This window comes from Solwaraspora sp. WMMA2056, assembly GCF_030345095.1.
Classification (GTDB): Bacteria; Actinomycetota; Actinomycetes; order Mycobacteriales; family Micromonosporaceae; genus Micromonospora_E.
This window is the reverse complement of the sequence record NZ_CP128360.1, coordinates 3,685,005-3,700,681: the sequence shown is the minus strand read 5'-3', so window position 1 is coordinate 3,700,681 and position 15,677 is coordinate 3,685,005. Positions and strand designations below refer to the sequence as shown.

General features: G+C 73.0%; 14 protein-coding genes and 1 pseudogene. 9 read left to right on the top strand and 6 right to left on the bottom strand.

Translation table 11 applies throughout. From position 1 onward, the window contains the following. The first annotated feature begins 4 nt into the window (after nucleotides 1–4). Nucleotides 5–1,285 carry an endonuclease/exonuclease/phosphatase family protein gene (locus O7608_RS16885; protein WP_289205487.1) on the top strand — a complete coding sequence of 427 codons (1,281 nt, stop codon included), beginning with the start codon at nucleotides 5–7 and terminating at the stop codon, nucleotides 1,283–1,285. Between the two features lie 65 nt (nucleotides 1,286–1,350). On the opposite strand, the gene O7608_RS16880 is transcribed toward O7608_RS16885, so the two are convergent. Next, a complete protein-coding gene (locus O7608_RS16880) occupies nucleotides 1,351–1,962 on the bottom strand; it encodes a hypothetical protein (protein ID WP_289205486.1) in 612 nt (203 codons plus the stop codon). Next, nucleotides 1,959–3,011 carry a helix-turn-helix domain-containing protein gene (locus tag O7608_RS16875; RefSeq protein WP_289205485.1) on the bottom strand — a complete coding sequence of 351 codons (1,053 nt, stop codon included), beginning with the start codon at nucleotides 3,009–3,011 and terminating at the stop codon, nucleotides 1,959–1,961. Before O7608_RS16875 ends, O7608_RS16880 begins: the two co-directional genes overlap by 4 nt. A gap of 382 nt (nucleotides 3,012–3,393) precedes the next feature. Here O7608_RS16875 and O7608_RS16870 point away from each other — a divergent pair, with 382 nt between their 5' ends. Then, a complete protein-coding gene (locus O7608_RS16870; protein WP_289205484.1) occupies nucleotides 3,394–4,101 on the top strand; it encodes a hypothetical protein in 708 nt (235 codons plus the stop codon). 29 nt (nucleotides 4,102–4,130) lie between these two features. On the opposite strand, the gene O7608_RS16865 is transcribed toward O7608_RS16870, so the two are convergent. Together O7608_RS16865 and O7608_RS16860 are read right to left on the bottom strand one after the other, a co-directional pair. Next, nucleotides 4,131–5,864, bottom strand: a complete 1,734-nt coding sequence (locus O7608_RS16865) for a hypothetical protein (protein ID WP_289205483.1) — start codon at nucleotides 5,862–5,864, stop codon at nucleotides 4,131–4,133. 68 nt (nucleotides 5,865–5,932) lie between these two features. Beyond that, on the bottom strand, nucleotides 5,933–6,109 hold the full coding sequence (locus O7608_RS16860) for a hypothetical protein (protein ID WP_289205482.1): 177 nt from the start codon (nucleotides 6,107–6,109) through the stop codon (nucleotides 5,933–5,935). Here O7608_RS16860 and O7608_RS16855 point away from each other — a divergent pair. After that, entirely contained in the window at nucleotides 6,108–6,242 is a 135-nt protein-coding gene (locus O7608_RS16855; RefSeq protein WP_289205481.1) for a hypothetical protein, read from the top strand. The genes O7608_RS16860 and O7608_RS16855 overlap by 2 nt on opposite strands. A gap of 409 nt (nucleotides 6,243–6,651) precedes the next feature. Here the strand turns inward: O7608_RS16855 and O7608_RS16850 are convergent, their stop codons facing one another. Then, nucleotides 6,652–7,212 carry a hypothetical protein gene (locus tag O7608_RS16850; RefSeq protein ID WP_289205480.1) on the bottom strand — a complete coding sequence of 187 codons (561 nt, stop codon included), beginning with the start codon at nucleotides 7,210–7,212 and terminating at the stop codon, nucleotides 6,652–6,654. A gap of 141 nt (nucleotides 7,213–7,353) precedes the next feature. Between O7608_RS16850 and O7608_RS16845 the strand changes: the two genes are divergently transcribed. Then, nucleotides 7,354–7,746 (top strand): hypothetical protein, encoded by a 393-nt coding sequence (locus tag O7608_RS16845; RefSeq protein ID WP_289205479.1) that lies wholly within the window; start codon nucleotides 7,354–7,356, stop codon nucleotides 7,744–7,746. A 17-nt stretch (nucleotides 7,747–7,763) separates the two neighbouring features. After that, a complete protein-coding gene (locus O7608_RS16840; RefSeq protein ID WP_289205478.1) occupies nucleotides 7,764–8,186 on the top strand; it encodes an HIT family protein in 423 nt (140 codons plus the stop codon). A gap of 24 nt (nucleotides 8,187–8,210) precedes the next feature. Here the strand turns inward: O7608_RS16840 and O7608_RS16835 are convergent, their stop codons facing one another. Further along, nucleotides 8,211–9,230: an SMP-30/gluconolactonase/LRE family protein gene (locus O7608_RS16835; RefSeq protein ID WP_289205477.1), complete on the bottom strand. Its 1,020-nt coding sequence runs from the start codon at nucleotides 9,228–9,230 to the stop codon at nucleotides 8,211–8,213. A gap of 91 nt (nucleotides 9,231–9,321) precedes the next feature. Between O7608_RS16835 and O7608_RS16830 the strand changes: the two genes are divergently transcribed. The 4 genes and pseudogenes from O7608_RS16830 (at nucleotide 9,322) to O7608_RS16815 (ending at nucleotide 15,672) form a co-directional block, all read left to right on the top strand. Next, nucleotides 9,322–10,272, top strand: coding sequence for a LysR family transcriptional regulator (locus O7608_RS16830; RefSeq protein WP_289205476.1), 951 nt, complete (start codon nucleotides 9,322–9,324; stop codon nucleotides 10,270–10,272). Between the two features lie 40 nt (nucleotides 10,273–10,312). Beyond that, nucleotides 10,313–10,663 (top strand): annotated as a pseudogene (locus O7608_RS16825) (hypothetical protein); the annotation flags it as partial. Between the two features lie 42 nt (nucleotides 10,664–10,705). Further along, nucleotides 10,706–12,601: a S8 family serine peptidase gene (locus tag O7608_RS16820; protein WP_289205474.1), complete on the top strand. Its 1,896-nt coding sequence runs from the start codon at nucleotides 10,706–10,708 to the stop codon at nucleotides 12,599–12,601. Between the two features lie 233 nt (nucleotides 12,602–12,834). After that, entirely contained in the window at nucleotides 12,835–15,672 is a 2,838-nt protein-coding gene (locus O7608_RS16815; protein WP_289205473.1) for a glycosyl hydrolase family 95 catalytic domain-containing protein, read from the top strand. Nucleotides 15,673–15,677 lie beyond the last annotated feature (5 nt).

Here is a 15,677-nt window from a genome sequence, read left to right as displayed (position 1 = left end):
CACGGTGACTCAGCGGCGACACACACCGACGGTGACCGGGCTGGCGGCGGTGCTCGCCGCGGTCCTTGCGACCGGGCTGGCGCCTGGGCCGGCGAGCGCCGGTCGGCCGACCATGGCACCCCGGCCGGTCAGTGCCGGCGGGCCGGACGACGTCCGGTTCGCCACCTTCAACGCCTCGCTCAACCGGGCCGCCGCCGGTGCCCTCGTGGCCGACCTGTCCACCCCCGGCGACCGGCAGGCAGCCAACGTCGCCGAGGTGATCCAGCGGGTCCGCCCCGACGTCCTGCTGATCAACGAGTTCGACCACGACCCGCAGGGCCGGGCCGTGGACCTGTTCCAGCGCAACTACCTGTCCCGGGGGCAGGGCGGTGCCGCGCCGATCCACTACCCGTACCGGTTCAGCGCACCGTCGAACACCGGCGTGCCCTCCGGGCACGACCTCAACCGCGACGGTACGGTCGGCGGCCCGGACGACGCGTACGGCTTCGGCGCCTTCCCCGGCCAGTACGGCATGGCGGTGTACTCGCGGCACCCGATCGACCTGCGGTCGGTGCGCACCTTCCAGACGTTCCGCTGGCGGGACATGCCGGGCGCGCTGCTGCCCGACGACCCGGCCACCGACGAACCGGGCGACTGGTACTCCCCCGCCGCCCTGGCCGATCTGCGGCTGTCGTCGAAGAGCCACTGGGACGTGCCGGTGCGCGTCGGCCGGCAGACCGTGCACCTGCTGGCCAGCCACCCCACCCCGCCGGTGTTCGACGGCCCGGAGGACCGCAACGGCCGCCGCAACCACGACGAGATCCGGTTCTGGGCCGACTACGTCCGGCCGGCCCGGTCCGGCTACATCTACGACGACCGGGGCCGCCGGGGCGGACTCCGACCGGGGGCCCGGTTCGTGATCGCCGGCGACCTCAACTCCGACCCGTACGACGGCGACAGCCTGCCCGGCGCGGCCCGGCAGCTCACCGGACACCCGCTCATCGACGACCGGCGGCCGCCGGCCAGCGCGGGCGGCCCGGCGGCGGCGCAGCGCCAGGGCGGCGCGAACCTGACCCACGTCGGCGACCCACGCTTCGACACCGCCGACTTCGCCGACGGCACGCCGGGCAACCTGCGGGTCGACTACCTGCTGCCCGCCCGGGGCCTGCCGGTACGCGGTGCCGGGGTGTTCTGGCCGACACCGGACGACCCGCTGTTCCGGCTGGTCGGCGACTACGACCCGGCGCTGCCCGGCGGGTTCCCCACCTCGGACCACCGCCTGGTCTGGCTCGACGTACGCCGCTGACCGGGTCAGGTGCGCCGCTGACCGGGCCGCGCGTGCCGCTGCGCACGCGCGGCCGACCGCCCAGGTCAGACGCAGGTGCCGCAGACCGGGTCGGGCGTGTGGTTACGCGTCGGGACCATCACCACCGGGATGTCGCGGACCCGTACGTCGTCGGTGCCGATCGGGACGACCGTGGTCACCCGGGGCAGCCCTGCCGTGTCGAGCCCGACGCAGGCCAGCCGGACCCGCCCGTCGAGCAGTACGCAGTGCGCCTGCGGATGGTCGGACTCCGACAGGGTGTCGGTCCGCACGTCGACGGTGGTGGTGAACCACGTCGGCCCGGTGGCGGCACCGTAGGCACGCAGCGGCGGATTCACCGTGTTGAAGGTCGCCTGACGACCGGTGTAGGTGAGCGTGGCGAACCGGGCACCGGCCGGCAGCTCGGCGCAGGGCTCGATCCACCCGGTCAACCGCACCCGGTTCACCGGGAACGGTCCGCCGACCGGCTCGACGGCGTGGCCGGTGAAGGCGGCGGTGGCGCACGACGCCGGGATCCAGGTCACCGTGCTCGCGCCGGCCGGCATCCCCGGCAGGCAGGCCAGCAGCGCGGCCAGCACGACGACGAACGCGGTGCCGCGGACCGTACGGCGCCCGACCGTACGGCGAGGTCCGGGCCGATCGGCCACAGTCGGGGTCATTGGGGACTCTCCTCGGTGTCGGTACGGCGATGCGGTGCCGCGGTGTGGGCCGCACCCAGGGCCAGCCCGAGTTGGAACCGGTTCGTCACGCCGAGCCGCTCCATCAGCGACCGGAGCACGTTCGACACCGACCGGGGGCTGATCCGCAGCTCCCGCGCGGCGGTGACGTCGGTGTGCCCCTGCGCGAGCAAAGCGACCAGCGCGCGCTCCCGGGGGTTGAGGTCGATCTGCGGCACAGCGCACTCCTGCAGGCTCTCGGCGTCGTTCCAGTGCTGCTCGAACAGCGCCACGAGCGCGGCGACGATCGGGGGTTGCGCCACCTCGAGGTAGCCGCGTTCGACGTCGTCGGGCGCGACGGGGAAGAAGGCGTACCTGCGGTCGACGACGAGCAGCTTGACCGGCAACGTCGCCGCCATGCGGTACTCGGGCAGGCACTGGGCCGGCTCCGACCGGTGCCGCACCACCGGTCCGGGCTCGGGTGGCTGCACCCCGAGGATCCGCATCCGCACGCCCCGGTCCAGCAGGGTGCGGTCCATCGGCGCGGCCGAGCGCAGCGCCTCGGCGTCGAACGTCTGCTCCGGGTGCATCGCGACATGCTCGTGGCGGGCCACCGCGACGAGTTCGGCGAGCCGGGCCCGGGTCGCCGCCCGGCTGGCCAGATGTCGTACGCCGTCGCCGAGTTGGTGCACGTCGACCCCGAGGGTGTCGGCGAGCCGGCGGACCGGCGCGGGACGTGTCGGGCCGGGCGGGATGGTCGTCGTCGGTCGGCGCACCGGTTCGGCCAGCGCCGACGGCGGCCTGGCCGCCCATCGCGGGTCTGCCGAGGTGGCGGACGGCCGACGGGCCACCGCGCCGATCGCGGCGAGTTCGTCGAGTGCGGCACCGACCCGGCGACGCGCCATGCCGAGCTCGCCGGCCACCTCGGAGACCAGCGCCGGGCCGGACCCGAGCAGGTGCCGGTAGATCAGGTCGGCGTCCGGGGAACGCCCACGACAGGTCAGTGACGGTACGGCGGTCCCGACCGCCGAGGGCCAGCGTGACTGCGGCATGGTCTTCCACCTCCCCCATGTGCCTGACCATGCAATCAGCAGATCGTCAGGGCGACAAGATCGTGACCTGACCGTGCCCGGAGCTTGCGGGATCCCGCAGCCCGGCGGATACCGGCCGCGACCCGACCGCCGCGCGCACCGTCGCCGTGACCGAGTCGGGCCGTGGTGCCCGGCGCGCCCGGCCCCCGATGCCGAAGGGTACCCGGCGACGCACGGTGCGTCCGTCCGCAACGGACACCTTCGCGATCACGAAGGTTTCGGCCTCGACTGATCTACCGACGCCATTTCCTTGAGCCGCGCCACGGCGCACCGGTAGACCAGGCAGTGGACGACCGACGGGACCGCGCGTGCCGTTGGCAACCGCCGGCAGAGGAGATCCTCGATGGCACACGTGGTCAGCGTGCTGACCGTCGCACCAGGCGTGGGCAGCAACGAGGTCTGGGACCTCGACAACGGCGAGACACTCGACTTCGGCACCTGCCGGTGCGGCGGCTGCCGTCGCACGGTGACCGTGTACGTGCCGGGCCCGGCCGCACTGCGGGGGCGCATCGTCGCCCATCTGGACCACTGGCGGGTCGACAACCCGGGCCCGACCAGCTTCCTCGTGGAGGACCTGGAACAGCCGCACAACACGATCACCGTCGTCGCCGGCCGGGCCGCCGTGGTCATCCCCTTCGAACTGGGCCGGGTACGGGCCGGTGCCGTCGCACTGCTGACCGTGTTCGGGCCGGAACCGGCGGCCGTCGACGTCTCGACGGTGCCGGCCTGCCCGTCCGATGGCGCGCGGGACGCCGGTGACCTGACCCCCGGTACCGGCTACTTCGAGGTGTTGCGGGTGCTGTGCGAACCCCGGCTGCGTGGCGAGTTCCACCGTCCCCTGGCCACCTCGGCGGAGATCGCCGCGACCCTCACCGGCCGGGGCAGCCCGATCAGCGCCCGGGCCGTCGACGCGCACATCTGCTACCTGGTCGGCAAGCTGGGACTCGCCGGTGTCCACGACGGGCTGCGTGCGCACCGGAGCTGGCGTAAGGAGGCCCTGGTCAGCGCCGCGCTGCGGTGGGGGCTGGTCGGCCCGCAGCACCTGCCGTGAACAGCCGATGCCGTACCGTTGCCCGGTTGTCACGTCGCGGCCCCGCGCACCCCGTCCCACCAGGCCCCGGCGCAGCCGGTCGCGGCGATCTGCCGTAGTCGCAGTCCCGCGTACAGGTCGATGAGCCCGTACTCCGGCACGGACCAGGCGGCTCCGCTGGCGTAGCCGGCGAGCGCGGATTCGGCGACGGCGGCCAGCCGCCGCCGGACCGGATCCGTCGACGGTGCCGTACCCGCCGCGTCATCGAGCAGGCAGACGACTTCGGCACCGCGCCAGACCTCGGTGGCCCGACCGGTGGCGATGCCCCGCCGCGCCGCGTCGATCAGCTGGTCCGGCTGCGGCAGTCCGGTCGGCACCTGGCAGGCGGCGGCCGCGACGTGCAGCAGCGCCGCGTAGTCGATGCCGACCCCGTCGGCGAGGTCGTCGACGACCCCGCCGGTCAGCTCCCGCAGGTGCTCCGCGCGTCGCTGCGCCCGGGCACAGTCGCCGGTCACCGCGTAGGCGTGCATCGTGACCGCCGCGTGGTGCAGCCCGTCGAACGTCACGTCGTCGAGCAGCCGCGCCGACAGCTGCGGCACCGCACCGGGGGTACGCAGCCCGAGCGCTTCGATCACCGCGTCGACCGCGAGTCCGTCCGACGGAGCCGGTCGCGGCGTCACCGACAGGTCGACACCGAGCAGCGCGCCGGTCGCCGGGGCGAGCACCGTGGTGAGCCCGGCACTGTCCACCGCGTACGGCACCCGGCCGACGGTCAGCAGGGCCATCTGCACCCGTCGCAGCAGTGCCGGCGGATAGCGCGGCGGTGCGGGATGCAGCAGGTCGAAGAAGGCCAGATCGTCGGGGTCGAGCCGCAGGGCACCGGCGTCGGCCTGCTGCTGCAGTGTTTCGACCGCCCGCCGGTGCAGCGCCGTCAGGTCGCCGGGCGGGCGGTGACCGGCGTCGGCCACCGTCGCGACCTCGACGAGCAGCGCCAATGTCCGCAGGTCGCCGCCGCCGATCTCGCCTCGGGAGCGGATGGCACCGAGGTAGCTGCCGACGGCGGTGTCGGCCGCGCCGGTCACCAGGCCTGGGTCGCCCTGGCACAACGGCCGGGCCGGCGTCGCCGGCAGCCAGCCGAAGGTGGTGTCCTCGCCGAGCCGGACGGGATCGGCCAGCCGCGCGGCCAGTTCGGCGCAGCTGCCGCGCGGCGGTGCCAGCGTCCGGTCACCGGCCAGGTGCCCGAGGCGCATCGCCCACAGCCGGTGCACCCCGGTCAGCTGCGGCGACCGGGCCAGCGCCGCGACCCTGGCCGCCACCGGCGGTGGGGTCGGCAGCGGCTCGTGACCGGCGGCGGCCAGGTCCCGGTTGAGCCGGTCCCACTGCCAGATGGCGAAGTACGCCGGATAGTCGGCGCTCTCGTCGCTGGCGACCGAGGGGTACCGGTCCAGGTAGGCGGCCCAGTCGGCGGTGGTGAGGCCGCGTACCCGGGCGAGCAGACCGGGATGGAGCTGGCCCCGGCGCTGCAGCGCCCCGGCGGCGGTCATCACGTGCCGCAGCTGTGGGCCGCCCTGCGGGTAGAGGACCTCCGCCGTGTCCGGCTGGCGGACCACCAGTGCCTCGAAGGCCTGCGCGATGTCAGGCGGGCCTGGCGGGGCCGCCGGCGCGCTGGCGGAGTGGTGGACGGTGAGTACGGCGGCCGTGGCGACCAGCGCCGCCGCCACGGCCAGGGCGACGACCAGTGGGGCCGACGCCAGGCGGCCCGACACCCGGGACGTACGCGACATGGGGATCCCTTCACCGATCGGCGACGGCCGAGGTGACGCGCACCCCGGCCGCACCCGCGCGCGGACTTCTAGCTCGACTTGCTGGCGTACGCCACGGTGTATCGGGTGTTGTTGCCGTTGATGAACCGGGCCTCGGCGTTGTAGTAGAACTTGTCGCTGCCGGAACCGACATAGATCCAGCCGGCCTGACTCACCCTGCGGTAGCTGCCCGACCCGGAACCGGAGTGGTAAGCCTTGCCGTTCATGACACCACCGCTGACCGTGCAGCCGGGCGGCCAGGAGATGGTGCAGCTGGTGAGGCTCGTGCCGGTGAGCTGCCAGGATACGGACACCCGGATGTTGCTGATCGTCACCGGGCTGGTGCCGCTGCATGTGTAGGAGTGTGCCTGGCCCCAGTTGTTGCCGACGACGAGTCGCTTCGACTGGAAGTCGACCGTGCCGCCGGTGACGACGTAGCCGCGGGCCCCGGACTTGAAGACTTGTAGGCGTACCAGCTCTGCGCCGCCGCGTTGGCCGGCGCGGCGACGACTCCCATGCCGACGGCCACGGCGACGGCGGCGAGCAGGCCGATGGCCGCCCGCCTGATCCGATGTCTCATGGTGAGCATCCCTTCTCGACGTCCCGGCCCGGTGGTGGGCGGGTGGACGGTGGAAGGCTCGCAGCGATCCGGCAGGCGGGTAATCCGCGACGTCACGGAGCTCTGGTGCTTGGCGTTCGGTCGTCCGGTGTGATAGATCCCGACGCGGTCGGTGTCGTGGCAGCCGGGGGGCCGGTCGGTGCCGCCGACTCAGTCGGTGCCGGTGGCCGCCAACGAGCCCGGCGGCCGGACGTCGCGGGACGCGATCGCCGACGTCGGGATCCGCGCCGGCCGCACCCCCATGTCGCGGCGCGCCCACCGGTAGAACTCGGCACGGGCCTGCCGGTAGTCGGCGAAGCCCTCCCGCCAGGCCTGCTCGTCGACGGGCTCGTCACCGGTGGCGAAGGCCTCCAGCCGCCACAGGGTCTCGGTCAGCGTCTGCGCGGCGGTGATCGTCGGTTCGTCGGCGAGCAGCAGGACCGACTCGAACTGCACCGAACGGTCCGACTCGGCCTGCCCGAGCAGGGCCAGACCCTCGTCCCGCCCGATCGGGCTGATGGCGGTCACCACGCCCCGGCTGGCCAGCACCCGGGAGGAGAGCAGCGCGATCCGTTTGGCGGTGGCGGCGAACTCGACGTAGCCGGCGAGTCGGCGTTCGTCCCACCGTACGGCCTGCTCCCGTTGCCAGCGGCTGCGCTCGGTCAGCCCGGTGCCGACGTAGGTCAGCACCCCGCCGACGACCACCGCGAGTATCGTCGGTAGATGCTCCACGAGCGACATCCTGGTCCTTCCCCGGTGGCCGGGCTTCAGAGTAGAAGGCGAGGTCGAGGGACGCCGTCCACTGCTGCCGGGACGCACGGGCCCGCCCTGCTGGCCCTCGGCTGCCTGCTGGCGCTCGGCGCGTGCACGTCGGTGCCGACCGGCGCAGCGGCGCCCGGGGCGGTCCCGGCACCGCCGGTGCGGCCATCGGTCACCGCCGCCCCGGCGCCGACGCTGGCCGCGCTGCCGGACCCGGCCACCAGCGCCCGGCCGGTGGTCGCCGTCACCGCCACCCGGGGGCCGGCGACGCTCGGCACCGTCGAACTGCACCCCGGGCAGCTGTGGATCAGTCTCGACTGCGTCGCCGACGACGGCCCCGGCCAGCTGGCGGTGATCCTGGAGTCGGGGTCGCGGATGGACATCGACTGCCCCGGCGACGAGGTGTACCTGACCCGCAACCTCGATCAGGACCACCCCGGCGGGCCGACCGGCATCCGGGTCGAGGCCGGCCCCGACGTGCGGTGGAACCTGCTGATCGAGCAGTGACCGGCTAGCCTGCGACGATGACCACCTGCGTGTTCTGCCGGATCGTCGCCGGGGACTCCCCCGCCTGGCGGGTCGTCGACTCCGCCGCCGGCGTGGCGTTCCTGGACACCCGTCCGGTGTTCCGTGGACACGTGCTGGTCAGCCCGCGTCCGCACGTGGTCACGCTGACCGATCTGCCGCCGGCCGCGCTGCCGGACTACTTCGCGCTGGTGCAGCGGGTGGCGGCGGCGGTCGAGGCCGGTCTCGGTGCGGGCGGCACCTTCGTGGCGATCAACAACCGGGTGTCGCAGTCGGTGCCACATCTGCACACCCACGTCGTACCGCGAACCAAGGGCGACGGGCTGCGCGGCTTCTTCTGGCCGCGCAGCCGCTACGCCGACGACGCCGAGGCCCAGTTGTACGCCGAGCGGATCGCCGCCGCGCTGCCGCCGACCGCCTGATCAGCCCTGCCGGCGACCGCCTGATCAGCGGATCGTCAGCCGGACCACCGTGTACGGCAGCACCGGGTCGCTCGCCCCGTACTGGAAGTTGACCACCAGCAGGTCCCGGCCGTCGAACGCCGCCGTCGACGGGCCGTGCAGCCGGGGGTCGGTGACCCGGGCCAGCAGCGTCGCCCGACCGGCGGACGGGTGCAGCCGCAGCACGTTGACCGTGTTGCCGTCGCCGTCGAGGTTGCTGACCGCGTACAGCAGGTCGCCGCGCATCAGCAGGCCGTCGCCGTGCACCGTCGCGCCGCCAAGGTCGATCGCGGAGACGGTACGTCGCCGCAGGTCGACGCGGTGCAGCGCACCGTCGTTGTAGTCGGCCACGATCAGGTACCGCTGGTCGGGGGTGACCACCAGCCCGTTGAGGTTGAACCCGTCGTCGTAGTCGATGCTGGTGCCCCGCAGGTCGAGGAACGGCCGCAGCGGTACGGTCATCCCGCCACCGCCACGCAACTGCCGGGCGGTGATCCGGTAGAGGGTGGGCTGGAACGAGTCGGTGACGTAGACGTCGCCGTTGGCGGCCAACGCCACGTCGTTGAGCATCGGGTTCGCGGTGCCGGTGGCGAAGCGGTGCAGCAGGGCGCCGCTGCGGGTGTCGTAGACCCAGACGTAGCCGGTGCCACCGCCGGCGACGATGAGCCGCCCGGCGGCGTCGACCTTCATGCCGCCGGCCGTGGTGCGGCCGTCGGCGGCGTTGCCGGGCAGCCAGACCGAGGTCCGCGACGAACGGACGTCGCCCCGGTAGATCCGGCCGTCGGTCAGGCTGCTGACGTAGAAGTACGGCCCACGCGGGTCGCGGGCGATACCTTCGGGGTAGGCGTCGTCGCCGGCCAGCACGTAGCTTCCGGGCCGGTGGTGCTGGTGCTGGTGGTGGGATGCCGCCGAGGCGATGCCGTCGGCGATCGGTGCGGCCACCGCCGGGGTCGTCGGCCCGGCGGCGAGTACGCCGGCCGTCGCGGCGACGGCGGTGGCGGCGGCGAGCAGTCGAGTGGTGTGCACTGTGGTCCTTCCGGTTGTCGGTCGATTCGAGCCTCACCGGCGGAAACACCCACAACAAGATCGCCTGGGTATGGCGGGATACCGTGCTGGTATGTCGGTCGATCTGCGGGTCATGCGCTACGTCGTCGCCGTCGCCGAGGAGGGCAGCTTCGAGGGCGCGGCACGGCGGTTGCACATGGCGCAGCCGCCGTTGAGCCGGCAGATCCGCGACCTGGAACGGCAACTCGGCGTACCGCTGTTCGACCGGCGGCCGACCCGGCTCACCGACGCGGGCGCGGCCTTCGTGGCGTCCGCCCGCCGGGTGCTCGACGACGCCGAGTCGGTGGTACGGGTGACCCGGGCCGCCGGCAGCGGGCAGACCGGGACGGTACGGCTCGGGGTGGTCGCCAGCGCCGCCGCCGAGGTGCTGCCCCGTCTGCTGGCGGCGCTGCGGGTGACGCATCCGCAGATCACCGTACGGACGCAGGAGGCGTGGCCGGCCGAGCTGGATGCCGGGCTGCGGGCCGGCCGGTTCGACCTGGTGCTGACCCGGGGGCTACCGGCTCGATCCGATGTAGACAGGTGCACCGTACGCCGGGAACCGTTGGTCGCCGTCGTCGACGCCGGGCATCGGCTCGCCCTGCGGACAGATGCCGGACCGGACGACACCGGACCGGACGGCGTCGGGTTGGCCGACCTGGCCGGCGGTCGGCTCAGTCTGCCCCCGGAGGAGTTGGCACCGGGATACCGGTCCGCCGTCCTGGCCGCCTGCGTCCGGGCCGGGGTGGTCGTCGAGATCGCCGACTGCGCACAGCTGGGGTGGCGGCGGGTCGGGCTGGCCGACGAGAACAGTTTCGCGCTGGTACCCCGGTCCCTCGCCACACTGCCCACCATGGACGGCGTGGTCCTCCCGTTGACCGACGAGGTGGCCGCCCCGGACCTGGAGCTGGTGTGGCGGCGGGACGCGACGCCGCCGGCCGGGCTGGCACTCGCCACGGTCGTCGGACGGCTCACCCGCGACCAGCGCCGGAAACGGCGGGCCGCCACGACATCGCTGGCGTGACCCGGCAACCGCCCCAAGTTCGGCGAGGAGCGTTCTCATCGTGGATCGTCGATGTTTTCCTGTCCAGAACGGATCGAATCCTGGGGAGGAGCAACTCGAATGGTGTCGAAACGAGCCGGGGTGCTGGTGGCGGCGACGCTGCTGGCCCTGGCACCGGCCGTACCGGCGGTCGCCGCCGTACCCGAAGCGACGGTCCACGCGGTCGGCGGCCCGACCGCGGTCGCCAACTCCTACATCGTCGTCCTGGCCGACACGGCCGCCGCCACCAGCACGGTGGACCGTACCGCCCGGGCGGTCGCCGACCGGCACGGCGGCACCGTCGCCCGCAACCTGGCGCCACGCCCTGCACGGCTTCGAAGCGCACCTGACGCCGCGCCAGGCCCGCCGGCTCGCCGCCGATCCCCGTGTCGACTCGGTCACCCAGAACCACACCGTGACCGCCGCCGACGTGCAGACGCCCGCACCCTCCTGGGGGCTGGACCGCATCGACCAACGCAGCCAGCCACTCGACGGTAGCTTCAGCTACCCACGGGTCGCGCCGGTCGTCCGGGCGTACGTCATCGACACCGGGATCCGGATGTCGCACACCGAGTTCACCGGCCGGGTCCGGGCCGGGCGCGACACCATCGACAACGACGACGACCCGACCGACTGTCGCGGGCACGGCACGCACGTCGCCGGTACGGTCGGCGGCACGACGTACGGTGTGGCCAAGAACGTGGAGCTGGTCGCCGTACGGGTGCTCGACTGCAACGGCAACGGCAACGTCGCCACCGTGATCACCGGCATCGACTGGGTCACTGCCGATCACGATCCGGGTGAGCCGGCGGTGGCGAACATGAGCCTCGGTGGGCCCGCCTACGCCCCGATGGACGAGGCGATCGCCCGCTCCACCGCTGACGGCGTCACCTACGTCGTGTCCGCCGGCAACGACAGCGGCGCCGACGCCTGCGGCTACTCCCCCGCCCGGGCCCCGCAGGCGATCACCGTCGCCGCCACCGGCCCGGACGACACCCGCGCGGCGTTCTCCAACATCGGCGGCTGCGTCGACATCTTCGCCCCCGGTGTCGACATCGTCTCCGCCGGCATCACCGACGACACCGCCGCCCGTCCGGCCAGCGGCACCTCGATGGCCGCTCCGCACGTCGCCGGCGCGGCCGCGCTGATCCTCGCCGAACACCCCGACCACACCCCGGCCCAGGTCACCGCCGCGCTGCTCGACCGCGCCACCCCCGGCGTGGTCGGCAACCCCGGTGCCGGCACGACCGACCGGCTCCTCTACGTCAACGACACCACCCCCGGCCACGACTTCACCCTCGCCGCCGGCCCGGCCCAGGCCACCGTCACCGCCGGCGGCACCGCCGCCACCACCATCACCGCGACCGTCACCGCCGGCACGGCGCAACCTGTCGCCCTGAGCGCCGCCGGGCTGCCTCGGGGTGCCACCGCCACCTTCACCCCGTCCACCATCGACTCGACCGGCACCACCACGCTGACCGTCTCCACGACTGCCATCACCGCCGCCGGCACGTACCCGGTCGTGGTCTTCGGCACCGGCGCCACCGCCACCCGGATGGTCAGGTTCACCCTCACCGTCGAGGCGCTCCCGGGTTGCGTCGGGTCGAACGACACCGACATGCCGCTGCCGTTGTTCGGCGGGACCGTCGACGTGCCGATCACCATCGCCGGCTGCGCCGGCACCGCAGCCCACAACAGCACCGTCGCGGTCAAGATCGTGCACAGCGGAATCCATGATCTGCAGGTGGACCTGTACGCCCCGGACGGCACCCGGCACTTCCTGCTGTCCCGCACCGGTCTGGGGACAGGTCCGGACGTGGACCACACGTTCACCTACGACCTGTCCGGCTCCACCGCCAACGGGACCTGGATCCTGCGGGTCATCGACGGAGGCCCGATGGGCACCGGGTTCTTCGATTCCTGGACGCTCGACCTCGCCGGAGCCGACCTGCCCGTCCCGGTCTGCGGCGGCCAGGCCACCGCCGACGTGCCGATCGGGGAGCTCAGCACCGTCGAGAGCCCGATCACGGTGACCGGATGTTCCCGGGCCGCGAGCCGCAACAGCTACGTGGACGTCCGCGTGGTGCACCCCTGGTCACGGCATCTCAGTTTCGACCTGGTCGGCCCGGACGGGCAGGTGTTCGGGCTGCAGGGTGTCAACGGGATGGGGATTCCGAACATGTTCCGGACCTTCGTGGTTGATCTGTCCGGGTACCCGAGCGCCAACGGCACCTGGAAGTTGCGGGTCGCCGACCACTACTGGGGCGAGTCGGGCCCGGCGTACATCGACGGCTGGCGGCTCACCATCTGACCCGAAGCCGTTGACACCCATCGATCTATTTCGTTAGCGTTAACAACGACGGACTTCATTGGGGAATGAGGGATCGGTCGGCCCGGTCTCCGCCGTACGGCCTCGGGCAGGGGTCGGTCGGTGAGAGCGCGCACACGGGCTGTCCGGCCGGTGTCGTCGCGGGCCCGCCTCCTCGCGCGGGCCCGCGACGGCCCGTCTGACCGTCCTTGGCACCCGCACCCCTGGAGACCACGATGCCTGACGTCACCCGACGGAGACTCCTCACCGCCGGCGCGGCCGGCGCGGGGGCCATGCTGCTGCCGACGGGATGGACGGCCCTCGCCCGCGCCGATCCGGCGACGCCGGCACAGGTGCTCGCCGCCGGTGACATGGCGCTCTGGTACGACGAGCCCGCCGGCACCGACTGGCTGCGCGCGTTGCCCGTCGGCAACGGCCGACTCGGCGCGATGGTCTTCGGCAACGTCGACACCGACCGGCTGCAGCTCAACGAGGACACCATCTGGGCGGGCGGCCCGTACGACTCGGCCAACCCGCGCGGTGCCGGCGCGCTGGCCGAGATCCGCCGGCTGGTCTTCGCCGACCAGTGGAGCCAGGCACAGAACCTGATCAACCAGACCATGATGGGCACCCCCGGCGGACAGCTGGCCTACCAGCCGGTCGGCAACCTGCGGCTCGCCTTCGGCAACGCCAGCGGGGTGTCGCAGTACCACCGCGCCCTCGACCTCACCACGGCGGTCGTCACCACCAGCTACGTCCAGAACGGTGTGCGGTACCAGCGGGACGTGTTCGCCAGCGCCCCCGACCAGGTGATCGTCGCCCGCCTCACCGCCGACCGGGCCAACGCGATCACCTTCACCGCCACCTTCGACAGCCCACAGCGGACCACCGTCTCCAGCCCGGACTCCAGCACCATCGCGCTCGACGGCACCTCCGGCACCATGAAGGGCGTCACCGGCAGGGTGCGGTTCCTCGCCCTGGCGAACGTCGTCGCCACCGGCGGCACGGTCAGCAGCTCCGGCGGCACCCTGCGGGTGTCCGGCGCCACCAGCGTCACGGTGCTCGTGTCGATCGGCTCCAGCTACGTCGACTTCCGCACCGTCGACGGCGACTATCAGGGCAGCGCCCGCAACCGGCTGGCCGCCGCCCGTACCGTCGGGCACGACCAGCTGCGCAGCCGGCACCTGGCCGACTACCAGGCGTTGTTCAACCGGGTGTCGATCGACCTGGGCCGTACGGCGGCGGCCGACCAGCCGACCGACGTCCGGATCGCCCAGCACGCGAGCGTCGACGACCCGCAGTTCTCCGCGCTGCTGTTCCAGTACGGCCGGTACCTGCTGATCTCCTCGTCACGGCCCGGCACCCAGCCGGCCAACCTGCAGGGCATCTGGAACGACTCGATGACCCCGCCGTGGGACTCGAAGTACACGATCAACGCGAACCTGCCGATGAACTACTGGCCCGCCGACACGACGAACCTGTCCGAGTGTTTCCTGCCGGTCTTCGACCTGGTCCGGGACCTGGCGATCAGCGGCGCGCGGACCGCGCAGGCACAGTACGGCGCGGGCGGCTGGGTGACCCACCACAACACCGACGGGTGGCGGGGCTCCTCGGTGGTCGACGGCGCGTTCTGGGGCATGTGGCCCACCGGCGGCGCGTGGCTGGCCACCCTCGTCTGGGAGCACTACCAGTTCACCGGTGACGTCACGTTCCTGCGCACCAACTACCCGGCGATGAAGGGCGCGGCCCAGTTCTTCCTCGACACCCTGGTCACCCATCCGACGCTGGGATACCTGGTCACCAATCCGTCGAACTCCCCCGAGATCGCCCACCACGGCGACGCCAGCGTCTGCGCCGGGCCCACCATGGACAACCAGATCCTGCGGGACCTGTTCGACGGGGTCGCCCGGGCCAGCGAGGTCCTCGGCGTGGACCCGACGTTGCGGACCCAGGTACGGGCGGCCCGGGACAGGCTGGCGCCGATGCGGATCGGCTCCCGGGGCAACATTCAGGAGTGGCTGGCCGACTGGGTCGAGCCGGAACGCAACCACCGGCACGTCTCCCACCTCTACGGGCTGCACCCCGGCAACCAGATCACCCGGCGGGGCACGCCCCAGCTGTTCGAGGCCGCCCGCCGGACCCTGGAAATCCGGGGCGACGACGGCACTGGCTGGTCACTGGCTTGGAAAATCAACTTCTGGGCCCGGCTGGAGGACGCCGCCCGGTCCCACAAGCTGCTGCGTGACCTGGTCCGCACCGACCGGCTGGCGCCGAACATGTTCGACCTGCACCCGCCGTTCCAGATCGACGGGAACTTCGGGGCGACCTCCGGGATCGCCGAGATGCTGCTGCAGAGCCACAACGGCGAACTGCACCTGCTGCCGGCGCTGCCGACCGCCTGGCCGACCGGGCAGGTGGCCGGGCTACGGGGCCGGGGCGGTTACACGGTCGCGATGGCGTGGCGCGCCGGCCAGGCCGACGAGTTTCACGTCCGCGCCGACCGCGACGGCACCGTACGGCTGCGGGCCCGGCTGTTCACCGGCAGCTTCACCCTCACCGACGTCGACGACGGCAGCACCCCGGGCAGCACCCGGCCCGAGACCGACGTGGTCGCGTTCGCCGTCCGCGCCGGACACACCTACCGGCTCGCCCGCCCCGGCGCGTCGCCGTCACCGACGCCGACCCTGTCGCCCAGCCCGTCCCCGTCGGTCTCGCCCAGCCCGTCCCTCTCCCCGACGCCGACCCCGAGTCCGAGCAGCTCTCCCCCGTCGTCCGGAGCGCGGGCGACGTACGCGGTCACCGGCTCGTGGCCCGGCGGCTTCCAGGGCGAGGTCACCGTGACCGCCGGGACCGCACCGATCCAGGGCTGGGCCGTCACCTGGACCTTCACCAACGGTCAGGCGATCAACCAGCTCTGGAACGGCACCCACACCCAGAGCGGCGGGAACGTGCGGGTCACCAACGTGTCCTACAACGGGTCGCTGCCCGCCGGCGGCTCCGCCACCTTCGGCTTCCTCGCCAGCGTCAGCGGGACGAACAACCCACCGACCAACATCACCTGCACGACGACCTGACCACG